The organism is Synechococcus sp. W60.1 (assembly GCF_047461575.1).
Lineage (GTDB): Bacteria > Cyanobacteriota > Cyanobacteriia > Thermostichales > Thermostichaceae > Thermostichus.
The window spans coordinates 1-16,451 of the sequence record NZ_JANSHL010000009.1 but is presented as its reverse complement, the minus strand read 5'-3'; the positions used below and the strand labels follow the sequence as shown (position 1 = coordinate 16,451).

The 16,451-nt window shown below is 57.8% G+C and carries 13 protein-coding genes, 1 tRNA gene and 1 pseudogene; 11 read left to right on the top strand and 4 right to left on the bottom strand.

From position 1 onward, the window contains the following. The 3 genes from NW805_RS09100 to NW805_RS09090 all read left to right on the top strand — a co-directional run. On the top strand, positions 1-224 hold a 224-nt coding region (locus NW805_RS09100; protein ID WP_414409483.1), incomplete at its 5' end, for a hypothetical protein. 131 nt (positions 225-355) lie between these two features. Beyond that, on the top strand, positions 356-1,420 hold the full coding sequence (locus NW805_RS09095; protein WP_148202683.1) for a spermidine/putrescine ABC transporter substrate-binding protein: 1,065 nt from the start codon (positions 356-358) through the stop codon (positions 1,418-1,420). Between the two features lie 62 nt (positions 1,421-1,482). Further along, positions 1,483-1,653, top strand: coding sequence for a chlorophyll a/b-binding protein (locus NW805_RS09090; RefSeq protein WP_414331192.1), 171 nt, complete (start codon positions 1,483-1,485; stop codon positions 1,651-1,653). A gap of 267 nt (positions 1,654-1,920) precedes the next feature. Here NW805_RS09090 and NW805_RS09085 read toward each other — a convergent pair whose 3' ends face one another. Beyond that, on the bottom strand, positions 1,921-6,495 hold the full coding sequence (locus tag NW805_RS09085) for a GAF domain-containing protein (protein WP_414422306.1): 4,575 nt from the start codon (positions 6,493-6,495) through the stop codon (positions 1,921-1,923). 464 nt (positions 6,496-6,959) lie between these two features. Between NW805_RS09085 and NW805_RS09080 the strand changes: the two genes are divergently transcribed. After that, positions 6,960-7,337: a hypothetical protein gene (locus NW805_RS09080; RefSeq protein ID WP_414422305.1), complete on the top strand. Its 378-nt coding sequence runs from the start codon at positions 6,960-6,962 to the stop codon at positions 7,335-7,337. A 57-nt stretch (positions 7,338-7,394) separates the two neighbouring features. On the opposite strand, the gene NW805_RS09075 is transcribed toward NW805_RS09080, so the two are convergent. Next, positions 7,395-7,477, bottom strand: a tRNA-Leu gene (locus tag NW805_RS09075). Positions 7,478-7,589: 112 nt separating this feature from the next. Here NW805_RS09075 and tgt point away from each other — a divergent pair. From tgt to NW805_RS09055, 4 genes are all read left to right on the top strand, one after another. Further along, entirely contained in the window at positions 7,590-8,699 is a 1,110-nt protein-coding gene (gene tgt / locus NW805_RS09070; protein WP_414422356.1) for a tRNA guanosine(34) transglycosylase Tgt, read from the top strand. Positions 8,700-8,854: 155 nt separating this feature from the next. Beyond that, entirely contained in the window at positions 8,855-9,466 is a 612-nt protein-coding gene (locus NW805_RS09065) for a hypothetical protein (RefSeq protein WP_414344874.1), read from the top strand. Positions 9,467-9,552: 86 nt separating this feature from the next. Further along, positions 9,553-10,818 carry a hypothetical protein gene (locus NW805_RS09060; RefSeq protein ID WP_414422304.1) on the top strand — a complete coding sequence of 422 codons (1,266 nt, stop codon included), beginning with the start codon at positions 9,553-9,555 and terminating at the stop codon, positions 10,816-10,818. A 6-nt stretch (positions 10,819-10,824) separates the two neighbouring features. Continuing rightward, entirely contained in the window at positions 10,825-11,121 is a 297-nt protein-coding gene (locus tag NW805_RS09055; RefSeq protein ID WP_414413829.1) for a hypothetical protein, read from the top strand. A gap of 177 nt (positions 11,122-11,298) precedes the next feature. On the opposite strand, the gene NW805_RS09050 is transcribed toward NW805_RS09055, so the two are convergent. Beyond that, a complete protein-coding gene (locus NW805_RS09050) occupies positions 11,299-11,958 on the bottom strand; it encodes an SDR family oxidoreductase (RefSeq protein WP_414351086.1) in 660 nt (219 codons plus the stop codon). A gap of 145 nt (positions 11,959-12,103) precedes the next feature. Between NW805_RS09050 and NW805_RS09045 the strand changes: the two are divergent. Both NW805_RS09045 and NW805_RS09040 read left to right on the top strand, forming a co-directional pair. After that, a pseudogene (locus NW805_RS09045) lies at positions 12,104-13,978 on the top strand (proline dehydrogenase family protein); the annotation flags it as partial. Between the two features lie 61 nt (positions 13,979-14,039). Next, positions 14,040-15,059 carry an aldehyde dehydrogenase family protein gene (locus NW805_RS09040; RefSeq protein WP_414422303.1) on the top strand — a complete coding sequence of 340 codons (1,020 nt, stop codon included), beginning with the start codon at positions 14,040-14,042 and terminating at the stop codon, positions 15,057-15,059. Positions 15,060-15,078: 19 nt separating this feature from the next. On the opposite strand, the gene NW805_RS09035 is transcribed toward NW805_RS09040, so the two are convergent. Beyond that, positions 15,079-16,131, bottom strand: a complete 1,053-nt coding sequence (locus tag NW805_RS09035; protein WP_414422302.1) for a CsgG/HfaB family protein — start codon at positions 16,129-16,131, stop codon at positions 15,079-15,081. On the opposite strand from NW805_RS09035, the gene NW805_RS09030 reads away from it, so the two are divergent. Beyond that, positions 16,130-16,451: hypothetical protein (locus NW805_RS09030; RefSeq protein WP_414422301.1), on the top strand; the 322-nt coding region annotated here is incomplete at its 3' end. The two genes, NW805_RS09035 and NW805_RS09030, sit on opposite strands and share 2 nt — an antisense overlap.

Genomic DNA, 16,451 nt, shown 5'->3' with positions numbered 1-16,451 from the left:
CCACCCCTATTAAACCCAAGCAGGGCAAGGAATGCAAGACCCATTTGCGAGGGATCCGGAAAAAAGTCGGCAAAAAGAGCTGCGGCGAGGGGGTTTTGGGGCTGGAAAGCCTTGTGGCGCAAGGCATCGAGGGATCCGACGAAAGAATCGGCCTTTGCGGCTTTTGGCGGATCGCTCGCGGAGGCGTTGATACCGTTTGGGTGTTGTCTTGGAAACAAGGGTGAGTACCCGAGCCTCAACCGGAGTTTGCGGGGCTTGGCGATTGCCCAAGGCGTGCCCCCTAGCCGCGGGTGTAGCCGGCTGGGGGATGAAAGCAGATACGATGTTTTCAACTTTTCACAGTCGGAGAAATCTCATGAAAAAGTGGATTGCCTCGGCTACAACCCTACTCTGCTGTGTGCTTGTCCTGGTTTTGTTTTGGCCCCATGTTACCTCTGCCCAGAGGCAGACTCTCAACCTCTACATCTGGTCAGAATACATCGATCCCGACATCCTCACCGCCTTTGAAAAAGCCACCAATAGCCGCGTGCTGGTCAGCGTGTACGAATCCAACGAAGACATGGTGGCCAAACTGCGGGGGGGAGGCACCAGCCAGTACGACATTGTTGTTCCCACCGACTACATTGTGCCCAACATGTTGGAGCTGGGACTGCTGCAGCCTCTCAACAAAGAATTGATCCCCAACCTAAGCAACCTGGGCGAAAAATTTGTCGGCCTGCCCTTTGATCCAGAAAACACCTACACCGCCGCCTATCAGTGGGGCACCACCGGCATTGGCTACCGCAAAGACCGCCTGCCCGAAAACTTTGAACGCTCTTGGGGATTGATTTTCGACCCGCAGCAGCAGTATGGCCCCTTTGTGATGATCGACGAGATGCGCTCCATGATCGGCGCTGCTGCCGTTTACCTGGGCTTCGATATGAACACCACCGTTCGCTCCGAACTGCAGCAGATCCAGCAGCTTTTGATCGACACCAAGCGCCGCAGTGCCGGCCTAATTGGGGGCGTGGGGGGCAAAAACCAACTGGTTTCTGGAACGGCCAATGTAGCCATCGTCTACAGCGGCGATGCCCTGCAAGCTGCCGAAGAAAACCCCAACATCGGCTATTTTGTCCCCCGCGAGGGTGCCCACATTTGGCTGGATGTAATGGCCATTCCCGCCCAGGCCCCCAACCCCGAGCTGGCCAATCGCTTCATCAATTTCATCCTGGATGCTGAAGTCGGCGCTCAACTGAGCAACCACAACCGCTTCGCCACCCCCAACGCTGCAGCTCTGCCCATGATCAACCCAGAAGATCGGCAAAACCCGGCCATCTACCCTGACGAAGAGGCCCTTGCCAAACTCACCTACCTTAAAGTGCTGTCAGGGGAAGAGCTGCGCCTCATCGACGCCCTCTGGACAACCGTGAAAAGCAGCTAGGGATCCCTTGTTAGCTCTCGACACAAAACTTGACAATTTTTAATATCTGAGCCACATTAAAGATGTCACCCGTTGATGGAGCTAAAACCATGGAGAACCAAGAAGCTAAGTTCGGCTTCACTACCTTCGCCGAAAAGTGGAATGGCCGTTTGGCAATGCTGGGCTTTGTGATTGGCGTTGCGACCGAGTTGCTGACCGGCCAAGGGATCCTCTCTCAAATCGGCCTGATGTAATCCCGGTGGGCCTAGGACACTGCTGTAGATCCTTGCTTGCCTGGCTGTAGTTTCCACCCTCTGCAAAGCAGCCAGGCTTTCGCATTGCCCTCGATTCTGGATTTAGGTCTGAATGAATCCAAATGGAAGTGGAAGCGAAATGCAGGCTGTTAAGTCCAGCTTCCACTGCCTTGCTTCTGCCGCTGACTCTCCTCTTCCACTGGGAGAGGGGCGGGGAGCGAAGGCTAGCAGCGCAGAAGGCTTGGGATCCCGCCGAGAGATAGGAACCTATCCTTCCAGCTCCTGCAAGTATCGGCGAATATCAGCCAAGATGCGTTCTAGGTCTTCTGGGGCCTGCAGAGCCCGTGCCCATTCATGATCACCTTGGGATCCCTGCTGGGCCAGCGCTACCCCCAAGTGCTCCAGCTCGCGAACCACTTGGCAAAAAGCATTAGCTCCCACGTTGGAGCTGGCTCCTTTGAGGCGATGGGCGATCCGCCGCATTCTTTCTGCGTCGTAACCGGCAATGGCTTGGCGCAATTGCGGCAGCTGGGTTTCACAATCTTGGATGAACACCTGCAGCAGCTCCCGCTGAAACCCGCGATCCCCGCCGGAAACCTGATCCAGATAGGCAGAGTCGATGGGATAGGGCTGGGTGGAAGAAGAGGGATCCCTGTCCCTACCGGGGGAGCTTGGAGAAACTGCTTTAGAAGCGGATCCATTGGAGGATCCTGCTGCAGACTGGGCAATCACCTGGCTCCAGTGGTTGAGCACCCTTTCCAAATCTTCCTTCAGCACCGGCTTGCTGAGATAGTCATCCATGCCTGCCTGCAAGCAGCGCTCCCGATCCTCCTGCATGGCGTTGGCCGTGATGGCAATCACCACTGTGCGGTGGCCGGATCTCCGTTCCTGTTGGCGTAGGCGGCGGGTGGCCTCGTAGCCGTCCATCACCGGCATTTGGCAATCCATGAGAATAAGGTCATATCTGACCTGCTGCAGGAGATCCAATACCTCCTGACCATTGGCCACCACATCGGCCTTGTAGCCCAAGCTCTGGAGCTGGCGCAAAGCCACCTTTTGGTTGACGGGGTTATCCTCTGCCAGCAAAATGCGCAGGGACTGCTGGGGTCGGTCGGCCATAGGCGTCGTCTGAGAGAGAGGGGGGCCAATGCCCAAAAGAGAGGTGGAGAGGCCAGAAGATTTCCCCAGGGCCATGACCAGCGCTTCCTGCAGACGGCTTTGTTTTACCGGCTTAACCAAGTAGGCGGCAAAGCCGATTTCGGCAGCGCGGCGGGAGTGCTCCCCCAGTCCCAGGGAGGTCATCATCACCAGTTGCGTCTCGGCCAGTTGCGGATCTGCCTTGATCCAGCGGCCCAAGGTCTCCCCATCCACCTCTGGCATTTGCATATCCAAAACGGCCAGGGAGAAGGGTCTGCCTTCCCGAACGGCTTGGCGCAGTTTGTCCATAGCCTGATAGGCATTTTCGGCCTCTTCCACCACCATTCCCCAAGCCGTGGCCTGGCAGCGCAGGATCTTGCGATTGGTGGCATTGTCGTCCACCACCAACAGCCGCTTGCCCTGCAGATCCACCGGGACACGAGCAGAAGGCTGGGCAAGCTGCTGGACGTAGGGCTGCCGCTCCAGGGTCAGCTCAACGCTGAAGGTGCTGCCCTGTCCCTCCTGGCTTTGCAACGAGATGGTTCCCCCCATCAGTTCTGTCAGTTGTTTGCAGATGGCCAAGCCCAGTCCCGTGCCCCCGTATTTGCGGGTAGTAGAGGCATCCACCTGGCTAAACGGTTGAAACAGCTTGCTCTGCGCCGCCGCCGGGATCCCGATTCCGGTATCTCTCACCGAGAGCTTGAGGTGGGCATGGGTAGCGGTTTCTTGCAGCACCTCCGCTTGGATCACCACCTCTCCTCGGTGGGTGAACTTAATGGCGTTGCTTACCAAATTGTTGAGGATTTGCCGCAGACGCGAAGCATCTCCCCGCAGGTAGCGCGGCACTTCCGGTGGCATGAGCACCGCCAGCTCCAATCCCTTGGCGTGGGCAGTGGGGGCAAACAGATCCGCCACCTCCTCCAGACACGAGCGGAGATCGAAATCCAGGATCTCCAGCTCCATTTCCCCGGCCTCCAATTTGGAGAAGTCCAGGATGTCGTTGATGAGGGTGAGCAGCGCATCGCCGCTGACGCGGATGGTCTCTACAAAGTCCCGCTGTTCTGCATTGAGGGGGGTCTCCAGCAGCAGGCCCGTCATCCCCAACACCGCGTTCATGGGGGTGCGGATCTCGTGGCTCATGGTGGCCAAGAAGCTGCTTTTGGCCTGTGCAGCCTGCTCTGCTGCTTTGCGGGCCTGCTCCAGCTCCAGGCTGCGCTTTCTCTCCCGTTCCAAAAGGGCTGCCTGGGTGAGGGCAATGCCAATTTGGTTGGCCAACTGCGACAGCAGCTCCATCTCAAACGGCTGCCACTGACGCGGGCCAGAGCACTGGTGGGCCAGCAACAACCCCCACAACTGCTGCTCCAAAAACAGCGGCACCACCAAGTTGGCCCTGACCTGCATTTTTTGCAGCAGCTCTAGGTAACAAGGCTCCAGTCCTTCACTTTCCACATCGCTAACAACGCGAACGCGGCCCTGGCTGTAGAGCTGGGCGTACTTTTCCTGAAAACAGGGATCCTCAATCACCTCTCCCATCAAGGAGGGGATCCCCGGCTGAGTTTTCTCGTTGGAGATGATCCCAGAACCATCCGGCTGGAAGCGGTAGACCAAGACTCGGTCGGCTTTGAGCAGGGCTTGGATTTCTGTTACCGTCGTCTCTAGGATCTCGGCGATATCCAAAGATTCGCGGATCTTCAAGCTGAGATTGGCTAGCAACTGAGCCCGGCGGTTTTGCCGCTCCAATTCCTCTGCCGCTTTCTTCTGCTCAGTAATGTTGCGGAAGATGCCTCGCGTAGCCACCATCACTCCATCTTCAAAGCGGCAGTTGACATTGCCCTCCAACCAAACAGTTTCACCAGTGGCCGTGAGGAAAGCTGTCTCTACCCTCTCCAGTTTCTCCCCTGCTAGAAGCTTCTGGAAAAGAGCCTGGCAGTGCTCTCGGCAGTCGGGATGGAGAATGTCGAAGAGGGTCATCTGATAGACCTGAGCTTCGTCATAGCCCAAGGTCTCTTTCCAAGCGCGGTTGACATACAAAAAGTGCCCTTCAGCATCCACGCTTTGGATGAGGTCAGTGGCATTTTCAAAGAGATCCCGGTAGCGCTCTTCGCTTTCTTTCAAGGCCAGCTCCGCCAGCTTGCGGTCGGTGATGTCGATGCCAGTGCTCATGAGAAACTCTGCCTCACCGTTGGCACCGATTAAGGCGGTATTGGTCCAGTCAATCAGCCGCAGTGCCCCTTGCTTGGTGCGCCAAAAGTTCTCATGGCGATTCAAAAAGAGGGAATAGTTGCCCTTGAGCTGTTCAAAAGCTTGCTTTACACTGGGCACGTCCTCCGGTGGGATCAAACCTAAGTCCCATAGCAGCCGGCCCTTGACCTCTGCCAGCGAGTAGCCAGAAAGCTGCTCGGCAGCGCGGTTGAAGCGCAAAATGTGTCCCTCAGGATCCAAAACCACCACCAACGCCCCTGCTGTATCGATAACTGCGTTGGTAAAGTCCCGCTCTTGCCTAAGGGATCGCTCTGCCTCTTCCCGCTCAGCACTTTCTCGGCGAATGAGGGAGTAAACAGCAGCTAAGATGCAGTAGGTAAACGTTAGACCCGCTAGCAGGATGGCATTGGTGCGGCTCCAGGCTAGCTGAAACTGATCGCTACTTTGCTGCAGCCGGCGGTGATCTTCCTCTCCTAGCGACGCTACCACGTCGACAATCCGCTGCCTCAATTTTTCCTCTTCCTGACTTTGCAGCGCTTCTTGAACCGCAGATAGCTCCCCTTGCTTCCTCAGCTCAATCAAATCATGGTTGAGTTTCAGCCACGGCGCCAGCAGCAGCTCTAGCCGGCTCAGGTGCTCTTGCTGCACGGGATCCAAGGCCGCAAATTCCTGTAGCCGATCCAGAAGAGCAAACAGCGAATCGGTGCTTGTCTGATAGCTCCGTAAGAAGCTCGCATTGCCTGTAAGGAGATAGCTGCGCTTGTGGACTTCTGCGGCCTGCACTTCTCCTAGCAGCTTCTCTAGAACCTCGTGCTCTTCTAGAAGCTGGGTTACCTCCCTGTTGATCTGGGGCAGACGGGAAGCAGCGCGGTGGGCGGAGTAGGCGATCCCTGCCAAGATCAGGGCAGCCAGGCCAAAACTAGCGGTAACTTTGAGGAGAAAGCGGTTTTTGCGGGCAGGTTTAGTATCCCCCGACTTAGGCAGCAGAGGCGTCTGAGCCAGTTCCCTCAAAGTACGGCGCAGCTCCAGTTGGGCCACCACCTGATGGGCCAGGGCTTGTAATTGCTCCAGTTGTTCTGGGGTCAGGTGCCGAGGCTGATAATCGACAACGCAAAGCGTGCCCAGGGCCTGCCCTTCTGGAGTTACCAAGGGAATGCCAGCGTAAAAGCGAATGTGGGGCTCTTGAGCGACAAACGGGTTATCGGCAAAGCGGGGATCCTGAGTGGCATCGGGCACCACCAGCGGCTCTTTAGGCGACAAGATGGCGTGGGCGCAGAAGGCCACATCCCGTGGGGTCTCCTGCACATCGACGCCGAATTTGGCTTTAAACCACTGGCGGTGTTCGTCGATAAGGCTGACCAGAGCAATGGGCGTGCCGCAGATGTGGGCAGCCAGCCGCACGAGTTCGTCAAAGCTGTTCTCAGGAGCGGTGTCCAAAATCTGATACTGCCGCAGGGCAGCCAGCCGCTGCTCTTCGTTGGGAGGGAGGGGGGCCTTAGGCATAGGTCAAACTAAGCGGAGAGGAAGGGTTCCGATCCCCCGATCTCGGAGGTCAACAGCCCTAAGGTAAAAGAGGTAACCCCAGCATAACTTCTAGATCCCATCTCTCGAAAGCTACAGGGATCCGATCCCCAAACCAGCTTCCCGTTGGTTCAGTTCGCTACATTTTCACCACGCCTGCGTCAGCTACTCTAGCTCCTGCAAACGAGCCAAAATAAGGGTCTGAGCCGTGGCCCGTCCAGAGCCGCCGCGGGCAGAAGGGAAAAAGACTTACCGGATCCCAGTTTCAGTATTTATACTGATGTCAAAGATGAGAAAGCTCAATAAGCATCCTCTGATGCATTTGGTTTCACTCACCCTATAAATAATCAAATCCTAACATTTTTAAGCAAGCTTCGAGTTGAAATTTCTTAACGGAAGACTTACTATAGAGCGACGAGCTTTGTAAAGGAGGAATACTCTCAGCCATGCAAAAACTCCAAGACAGTTTGGTAAAAGCTCTGAGCATCGATGGAGCACTGGGGGTAGCGCTGGGGGATTGGAAAACTGGGATGTGCTTGGGATACAAGGGCACCAACAGCCCCGCTTTTCCTGAAGCTAACTTGGAGCTGGCAATCGCCGGAAACACAGAAGTGATTCGCGCCAAAATGCGAGCTGCTGAGTCTCTTAAGCTTACTGACAAAATCGAGGAGGTTCTTATCCTGCTGGAGACTCAGTACCACCTAATGCATCTAGTCCAGCACATCTCTGGTTTGTTTTTCTATCTGGTTCTGGATCGAGAGAAAGGCAACTTGGCCCTTGCCCGCATCAAGCTTGGCCAAATCGAAAAGGAGCTGGCCCTCTAGAAGTGGAGGTGAAGCCGGACAACCTGGCAGTATCCCCTGAAACCCATTTTGGGGGAGTGCGGAACCGGGGACTTGAACCCCGATGGCATTGCTGCCACTAGAACCTGAATCTAGCGCGTCTACCATTCCGCCAGTTCCGCGGTGATCTACAAGTGTGCCCAAAGCAGGGGATCCCTGTCAAGGCTGGCAAAAGGGATCCCTTGCCGGCGGCTCTATCTGTGCTAAGCTCTGCTGCGCACAAGATTAAAGCCGATAACGCTGACCTTGGCCGACTTTACCTTCACCTGCGAGGGCACCTGCCCCCACACTCAAGCACGGGCAGGATACTTCGTCACCCCCCACGGCGGGATCCCTACTCCTTGTTTTATGCCGGTGGGAACTTTGGCCAACGTGAAAACCCTCACCCCGGCCCAGCTCAAGGAAACGGGCGCCCATATTATTCTCAGCAACACCTATCACCTGCACCTACAGCCCGGCGAGGACATCATTCAAGCAGCAGGGGGGCTGCACCGCTTTATGGGCTGGTCGGGCCCCATCCTCACCGATTCAGGCGGCTTTCAGGTCTTTAGCCTCAGCGCCATTCGCCAAATTAACGAGGAGGGGGTAACGTTTCGCTCGCCCCGCGATGGCCGAACGATCCACTTCACCCCAGAGCTATCCATCCAGATTCAAAACGCCCTGGGGGCCGACATCATCATGGCCTTCGACGAGTGCCCGCCCTATCCTGCCAGCCCTGAGGCGGTGGCGGCAGCAGTGCGGCGAACCACCCAATGGCTGAAGCGCTGCGTGGAAGCCCATCGCCGCTCGGATCAGGCTTTGTTTGGCATTGTGCAGGGGGGAGTTTACCCGGAGCTGCGCCGACAAGCAGCGGAGGCAGTCTGTCGGCTGGATCTGCCGGGCTATGCCATCGGCGGGGTAAGTGTGGGAGAGCCGGTGCAGCTCATGCACGCGGTGGTGCGCCAGACCGCTCCCCTTTTGCCCGCAGATCGCCCCCGTTATCTCATGGGGGTGGGCACCTATGCCGAGATGCGCGCTGCTGTGGCCGCTGGGATAGATTTGTTCGACTGCGTGATCCCCACCCGCTATGCCCGCCATGGCACGGTGATCAGCCGGGGCAAACGCTGGAACATCAAAAATGCCGAGCACCGCCGCAGCCTGGATCCCATCGATCCCGACTGTCCCTGCTACACCTGCCGCCACTTCAGCCGCGCCTACTTGTGCCACCTCATCCGCGCGCAAGAGATCCTGGGCTACACTCTGCTCTCCATCCACAACATCACAGAGCTGATGCGCTACACCCAGAAGATGCGCCAGGCCATCTTGGAAGGCAAGTTTCACGAGAACTGGGATCCCTGGAGCTAAGCCGGTCAGGAGATTTCTCTGGAAATATCCGATCCATCCTAGTTCACTAGATACTCCAATTATCCCGTGTATGTACTAATTATATACTCCAATATCCCGTGTATATACTTAAATTACTTAAATTATCCCATGTAGCCGCAGGAAGGAGTCAGATCATGGCTATCCGAACCCTCAGCAGCGTGATTGAACAGCACATCGCCGGCCTTCCGGGCTTGATTGCTGTTTTGATAGGGCGGGCCACTGATGGTGCTACAGTAGCCAAAGTAACCTACGTCAGCGATTCCCAAGAGGAGCAAGCCCTAGAACGTTTGGGCACCTACGCTGGCGACCTGTTGCAGGCCAATAGCCGCCTTTGTCAAACCGTCAGCCCCGACCAAGAGGCGGACTACCTTTTGGCCGGCACTCCGGCGCTGCGGGTTGTCATCAAAGCGTTTCCCAAAAGCCCCTACTTTGTCTTGTTTCTGACCCGTTCCATCACCGACCTGAAAGCGATTTCAGACCGGATTAAGGCCATCTTGATCGACGGAAAACCGCTGCTGCCCCCTGTGCAGGACAGCACTATGTCTGTGGCTCAGGCTTTGATGGACTATGCCAAGCGCTACGCTCCGGATCCCAACTTTGTGGCTCTGCGCCTGTCTTTGAAAACGGGCCTAGACCGCAACCGTCTCGAAAAGGGCACCCTGACCCGACAGGAGCTGCGCATTCTTTACAAAGCGGTAGCAGATCTTTTGGGCCGAGAGCGTCTGCCTATTGCCATGCCGGCCTGAGTAGTCGAGAATAGCTGGCGAGGTTTGTCTGAGGGCAGTTGCTGCGCTTGTGGGATCCCCTATTGTTTATCTGAGTTCACTTGCCTATGCTTGAGCATCTACATCTCGACCGCGACCGCAAGCTGATCTCCCTGTTTGGAGAGCCGGTTATCTTCCACTGCCATCACTACAACCTCTTCCTGCAGCAGACCATCGAAGATCCCGACTGGATCGATGGAGTGGGAATTCTGCGCACCGCAGCTCAGGAGATTTTCTACAGCCTTCTGTACGGAGCTTTCAAGGCTCTTGGCATTCAGGAGACCCAGGAGCGCCTGGCAGTGGCAGCTCAGATCTTCAGTTTTTTAGGATTTGGGCGGCTGGCGTTTGAGGTGACACCTTCAGGCGGGGAAGTGCAGCTTACCCATTCTCACTATGCAGAAGGTTGGCTGAGCAAGTACGGGGATCAGGTCAACCGCACGCGCCCGATTGACCACTTGGCGGTGGGCTATGTGGCGGCAGCTCTGGATGCCACTTTTGGCGAGCTAGGCAGCTACACGGCGGAGGAAACAGAGTGCATGGCCGTTACGCGCAAGGATCGCTGCTTGATCCAAGCCACTCGGCTGCCACGGCCCCAGTCTCTAACTCCTAGCCCAGGAATGGGCAAGGTGATTGAGAAGCCAGCCCAGTTGCCAAAGCCGGTTACAGCAGTGGACTACGACGCAGTAAACGAGGCCCTGTGGAGCCTGCCCTTGGTTGGAGATGAGCGAGGCCAGATTCGCGCCTTTAACGTGTTGCTCACTCGCATGCCTGCTAACTATTACAACCGCATTCAGTACCGCTTTTTGGAGGAGCTGAAGGCGGTGCAGGCTGAGCTGATGGGGGTGGGGGAAGCTCTTATCCGCGAGTCGGGACATGTCTGCGCATTCTACACCTTTGGCAACATTATGGAATCCGTGGAGTGGGAAACCCTTGTGGGGCCAATGCTAGAGAAGGATACCGACTGGATCCATGGTGCCTATGCGGTAGCCAGTAGCTTAGGCTGGGGGCGCTGGCAGGCCTTAGAGGTGGTGAGCGGACAGTCTTGTCGGGTGGCGATCGATGGCAACTACGAAGCCAACTACTTTTTGGCTTCCTACCCCCAGGCAGACGAGCCTGCCTGCTACTTTGCTCAAGGAGCGGTGCCGGGCACGATGAACTTGGTCTACAACGGCAACATCCAGCAGAAACCGGTTCTGGATCAAGTCTTCTACAACCGCCTCTTCCAGCGGGGTGGGCTCTTCCACGGCCAGGAGACCAAGGCCAGAGAGAAGGGGGATCCCTGGTGCGAGTTCTACGCCGCTCGCGTCAGCGGGACGGAGTCCTTGCGGATGTAGGGATCCATGCAGGTGCGTGTCCTCAGGCGGCGGGAGTGTGGGGCTGGGTGGGCCACCGACCTGCTGCTGCCACGCTGCCTTGTCTGGTCAGAGGTAGAGGCTCTGGCCCAGGAATGGGGAGCCGCTTGTCGCTGTTTTCAAGGGCAACTGGTGTGGCTGGATCTGCCCTCAGGCCGGATTACGGCTTCGTTGCGGGTGCCCCGCCTGACGCTGCGACTCCACGATGCCAACGCTGAGGCGCAGATCTTAAATCGTTTGCAGCAGTTGGCCAAGTCTTCTGGTTCCCAGACAGAGGGAAGTTAAGGGCAAAACGAGAAGTTTAGCTTGGCACCGACATTTTGCGGCAGACTATCGACCAATGCAGGATCGACTTTCCAGGAGTGCCATGCGCCCACCAAGTTCGAGCCTGCTGAGGAACTGGGAGCCGCGTTCATACTCGCTCATAGTCATAATGTATGCAGCATGCATGCAGCTCGGTACCTACCTTGCCATAGCAAAGAGAGCGCTCCATTCTTGGTTGGGCACACCCGGCTTGGCGATGATCTCAAGGATGCGATTTTGGGCGGCGGGCTGGAATAAACTTTCGACGGCCACTTGGGCTACTTTCGTGCGGGGGATGCTGCCGTCAAAGAGGGTATCCGCCTTGGATAGGACAATGCCATCGTCGTTGTCTTGGTTTTTTAGGCCCCCCGGTCGAACGATGGTGTAGGTGAGGCCGCTTTTTTGCAGATATTCTTCCGCCCGTTTTTTCCACACCAGGATCAGCCAAAACAAGTTGAGGGGATGGAACAGCTGGGAAACACACAGGGAAGAGATTAAAACAAAGTGTTGGATCCCTTTGGCTTTGGCCACATCGACCAGGTTCTTGGTGCCTTCATAGTCGACTCGGTAGGGCTGAAAGGGATCCCAACTGGGCCTGGCCCCGGTGGCACAGAGCACCACCGTGCATCCTTCCATGCCCGTCTCCAGCGTGGCCGGATCCAGCACATCCCCCACCACCACTTCCGCTTCGGGGGGCAAAACCCGAGCGGCCAGCTCATGGCTGCGCACCAGCGCCCGTACCGGGATGTCGCGGCCCACCAACTCTTTGACAATGCGGCGTCCGGTTTCTCCTGTAGCCCCTGCAACAAAAGCCTGCATAAGTTTCTCCTGCAAAGCTGTTTATACCCGGTGTAGCTGTTTGAGGATTTGCAGTGGCCCCATAAGCCATTATCTTCCCAAAATCGGCCTCAGGTTCCATCCTTTCCATGACAGGATGGTAGGGATCTCACACCCCAGTTATTAGATGGTTGCCCAAGCTGCTCCTACTGCCTACGAGGCCCAAACCCAAGCTCTCGCCCAATCTTTGTTGGCCTCTCTTTGGGGAGAGAAGCGATCCCTGCTGGCCCAGTGGCGAGACCAACTGCACTGGGAGGACAAGCTGCTGGCCTGGGCGATGGAAAACCCCCACTTGCGCACCCAGTTGTTCCGCTTGATCGATGTCTTGCCCAGCTTGAAAAGTAAGGCTGAGGTGGCCCGCCATTTGCAGGAGTATCTTTCAGATCCGGCGGTGGAATTGCCGGGAATGCTGAAAAGCCTGCTCAACTTTGCAGACCCCGACTCCCTGCCAGGGCAGTTGGCTGCCACCACCCTAACCGCTGCCGTGGAAGCCTTGGCCCGTCGATACATTGCCGGAGAAACCCTGCAGCAAGTCAGCAAAACTCTGGAAGCTCTGCACCGGCAGGGTATGGCTTTCACGCTGGATTTGCTGGGGGAAGCCGTCATCACCGAAGCGGAAGCCCAATCCTATCTGGATCGCTATCTGCAGGTGATGGAGCATTTGGCAAAGATGGTCAAAACCTGGCCACAACCGCAGCCGGTGCCGCAAGTGTCGGTAAAGCTGACAGCCTTCTATTCCCAGTTCGATCCCATCGATCCCCTGGGGGCCAAAGCCAAAGTGGGGGAACGGATTCGCATCCTGTTGCGCCGGGCAGAAGCTCTGGGAGTCGGGATCCATTTCGACATGGAGCAGTACCGCTACAAATCCCTCACCCTGGCCATTTTGCAGGAGCTGCTGCTGGAGCCGGAGTTCCGAGGCCGCACCGACGTTGGCCTGACGCTGCAGGCCTACCTGCGGGATAGCTACACCGATCTGCAAAACCTGATCGCCTGGGCCAAAGAGCGGGGATCCCCGGTGACGGTGCGCTTGGTCAAGGGGGCCTACTGGGATCAAGAGACCATCCTGGCGGCGCAAAAGCACTGGCCACAGCCGGTTTACAACAGCAAGTCTGCTACCGACGCCAACTTCGAGCGCATGACCCAGCTTTTGTTGGAGCACCACACCCATCTCCACGCCGCCATCGCCAGCCACAATGTGCGCTCTCAGGCCAAAGCCATCGCCATTGCCCAAGCCCTGGAGGTGCCCCAGTCTGCTTTTGAACTGCAGGTGCTCTATGGCATGGCCGATCCCCTGGCCAAGGCCTTGGTGCAGAAGGGACAGCGGGTGCGGGTGTACTGCCCCTACGGGGAGCTGCTGCCGGGTATGGCCTACCTGATCCGGCGTTTGCTGGAAAACACCGCCAACACCTCTTTCCTGCGGCAAAGCGTTCAGGGCTACAATCCCGAGCAGCTGTTGGCCCCGCCGGTCTTGGACGAGGGATCCGTTTTCCAGGCTCCTTCTCTCTCGTTTGCCGCCGCTCCCGATACGGATTTCAGCCAGCCCCAGCAGCGGGATCCCTTTTTTCAGGCATTGGACGAGATCCGGCCTCAACTGGGTCAGAGGGTTCAGCCCTGGATTGCCGGAGAATATCGCCCCACTCGACAAGCGATGCTCTCCCTCAACCCTGCGGATCCTGAACAGGTGGTGGCGGAAATTGGGTTGACCGAGCCGGAACAGGTGGAGCAAGCCTTGGCGGCGGCCCAAGCCAGCTTCCCCAGCTGGAGGCGCACCCCCGTTGCCGTGAGGGCGGGGATCCTGCGGCGGGTGGCGGAGCAAATCGAAGCCCAGCGGGCGGAGCTGGCTGCCTGGATGGTGCTGGAGGTGGGCAAGCCCATTGCCCAGGCCGATGGGGAAGTTTCCGAGGCCATCGATTTTTGCCGCTACTACGCCCAACAGATGGAGGCTCTGGAGCGGGGACGGGAGTGCAACCTGCCCGGCGAAACCAACCATTACCACTACCAGCCCCGCGGTGTGGCGGTGGTGATCGCCCCCTGGAACTTCCCCCCTCTCCATCCCCTGTGGCATGACAGCGGCCGCTTTGGTGGCCGGAAACTGCGTGCTCCTCAAACCGGCGGAGCAATCTTCGCTGATCGCCGCCAAACTGGCGGAGTTTATCCTCAAGGCCCTTGCCGAAGCTGGGATCCCGAAGGGTGTCTTTCAATTCCTGCCGGGGGTGGGCGAAGCCATTGGCCCCCTGTTGGTTCAAGACTGGCGGGTGCACCTGATTGCCTTCACCGGATCCCAGGCGGTGGGTTGCCAGATCCTCGCCCAAGCCGCGCAACTGCAGCCGGGCCAGCACCACATCAAACGGGTCATTGCCGAGATGGGGGGCAAAAACGCCATCCTCATCGACGAAAGCGCCGACCTGGATCAGGCGGTCAAAGGAGTGGTCAACTCCGCCTTTGGCTACAGTGGCCAGAAATGCTCCGCCTGCTCGCGGGTGATCGTTTTGCAGTCCATTCACGACCTGTTCTTGGGGCGGCTCATCGAGGCGGTGCGCTCTTTAAATGTGGGGGATCCAGCCCACCCCAGCACCCAAGTTGGCCCGGTCATCGATGCAGAGGCCCAAGCTCGCCTGCAACAGGCCATTCAATCGGCCCAAGCCTATGCCCGTCTCGACCTCAGCCTGCCCGTTCCGGAAAAAGGCTACTTCGTCGGCCCCACTGTGTTCAGCCAGGTGGATCCCCAGTCAGAGCTGGCGCAGCGGGAGCTGTTTGGCCCGGTTTTGGCGGTGATCTCAGCGCCGGACTTTTCTTCTGCTCTGCAGATGGCCAATGCCACCCCCTACGCCCTCACCGGCGGTCTCTACAGCCGCACCCCTTCCCACATTCAACAGGCTCGCCAGGACTTTGCCGTCGGCAACCTCTACATCAACCGCGAGATCACCGGGGCGTTGGTGGAGCGGCAGCCCTTCGGCGGCTTCAAGCTCTCCGGCGTGGGATCCAAAGCCGGCGGCCCCGACTACCTGCTGCAATTTTTAGAGCCGCGCACCGTAACCGAAAACACGCAACGGCAGGGCTTTGCTCCCATCGAGGGATCCTGAGGATAGGGCTTGGGAAAGCTCATTGGACAGGCTTGGCCACATCCCCAACCTTGAAGCCTGCCCCGCTGAGAATGCGTCCCACACTGGAGCTGTCATCCACCTCCGTCAGTTGGACCTGTCCGGCTGGCTCAGTCAATTTGCGCAAGACTGTCCCCGTGGCCGGATCCTTCACCTCGCGGACGACGCGCTCCACAGAAAGAATCAATCCCACCCGATAGCCATCGCGGCTGCCCTTGTTCAGGATCACCTGGTTGCCGTAGACATCCGCCACCAAGGCGTCAACCGTTGGCAGAGAGCGAGGCTGAGCTGCCAAGCGCCCGGCAAAACCGGCCAACTGCTGGGCAATTTGCTCCACCGCTTGTTGGCTTGCCAATACCAACAGCTTCTCTTCGTTGCTGGTGGCGGATCCCCCGCCAAAGCCGGCAACCGTGACCGTGCTATCCGACTGGCTGGCGTTGCCTTTGCCCTCGACCACGGCCAAGACCTCGGCAGTACTGGTGCTCACCAAGCGGGCATTCAGCTGCACGTTGGCATCGGCATCCACTGACTCAGCGCCCACCGCCAGCGGGAAGCTGCCGAAGGGAGTTAAGACCGGTGCCCCACCCCCAGAACGGCGCACAGACACATCAAACTGGGTCACACTGCCGAGGATCACCGCATCGACCCCTAGGATCCGGCCTACCTGAGCAGCGGTGTTGGCATCCAGTCGACCGGATAGACCCAGGTTCTGCTCGGCCAAGATCGCGTCCAGCCGCGAGCGCTCGATGACGGAAAAGGTGCCATCTCTCACCAGCCGATCCACCAACAGGTCGCTCACCCCCCGAGAAGCCTCGCGGAAGCTGTAGGGATTGCTGAGGCTGCTGAAATCAAAGTCCAAGACTGCAATCCGAGGACGGGATGTGGGTTGCGGCGCTTGTCCCACCTGTCTGGGGGCAGAGAGGGTGCAGCGAATGTCTTGGGGAAATTGCTGGCAGAGGGCTGGATTGGCGGATTGGGCCACCACCGGGATCCCTGTCCAGCCTAGGCTTACCAAAGGGATCCCGAACAGCAAGATGGAAGAGAGGTTGCGCATGGTTGAGCGATCTCCTAAATCTGAGGGGGGCCACATTTCACTCACAGCCTGCATCCAAAAGAGCTTCAGGGCGGTGACCGATATCACCTGGCGGCTAAGGGTTAAGGATCCTGACGTCGCCTGTTCCCAGAAGATGCCCTACACTCTACCGACTACAAGGTTGTTGAAAAAAGGGATTGAGAAGGTTTGTATAGAAGAGTTGACAAATCTCAACCCTGTTGAGCAAAGGTACTCGCTCTCTGCAATTGACATCCTCCCCGGCCTGAAGGCCGGAGATTCCTACCACGCTGCGCATGGATGGCTCCTTGCGCAGTCGTCTC

Bases quoted from the DNA above. Each gene is read 5' to 3' on its own strand.
- NW805_RS09095 (WP_148202683.1), top strand. From the start codon at position 356: ATGAAAAAGTGGATTGCCTCGGCTACAACCCTACTCTGCTGTGTGCTT.
- NW805_RS09090 (WP_414331192.1), top strand. From the start codon at position 1,483: ATGTCACCCGTTGATGGAGCTAAAACCATGGAGAACCAAGAAGCTAAG.
- NW805_RS09085 (WP_414422306.1), bottom strand. From the start codon at position 6,495: ATGCCTAAGGCCCCCCTCCCTCCCAACGAAGAGCAGCGGCTGGCTGCC.
- NW805_RS09080 (WP_414422305.1), top strand. From the start codon at position 6,960: ATGCAAAAACTCCAAGACAGTTTGGTAAAAGCTCTGAGCATCGATGGA.
- NW805_RS09065 (WP_414344874.1), top strand. From the start codon at position 8,855: ATGGCTATCCGAACCCTCAGCAGCGTGATTGAACAGCACATCGCCGGC.
- NW805_RS09060 (WP_414422304.1), top strand. From the start codon at position 9,553: ATGCTTGAGCATCTACATCTCGACCGCGACCGCAAGCTGATCTCCCTG.
- NW805_RS09055 (WP_414413829.1), top strand. From the start codon at position 10,825: ATGCAGGTGCGTGTCCTCAGGCGGCGGGAGTGTGGGGCTGGGTGGGCC.
- NW805_RS09050 (WP_414351086.1), bottom strand. From the start codon at position 11,958: ATGCAGGCTTTTGTTGCAGGGGCTACAGGAGAAACCGGACGCCGCATT.
- NW805_RS09040 (WP_414422303.1), top strand. From the start codon at position 14,040: ATGACAGCGGCCGCTTTGGTGGCCGGAAACTGCGTGCTCCTCAAACCG.
- NW805_RS09035 (WP_414422302.1), bottom strand. From the start codon at position 16,131: ATGCGCAACCTCTCTTCCATCTTGCTGTTCGGGATCCCTTTGGTAAGC.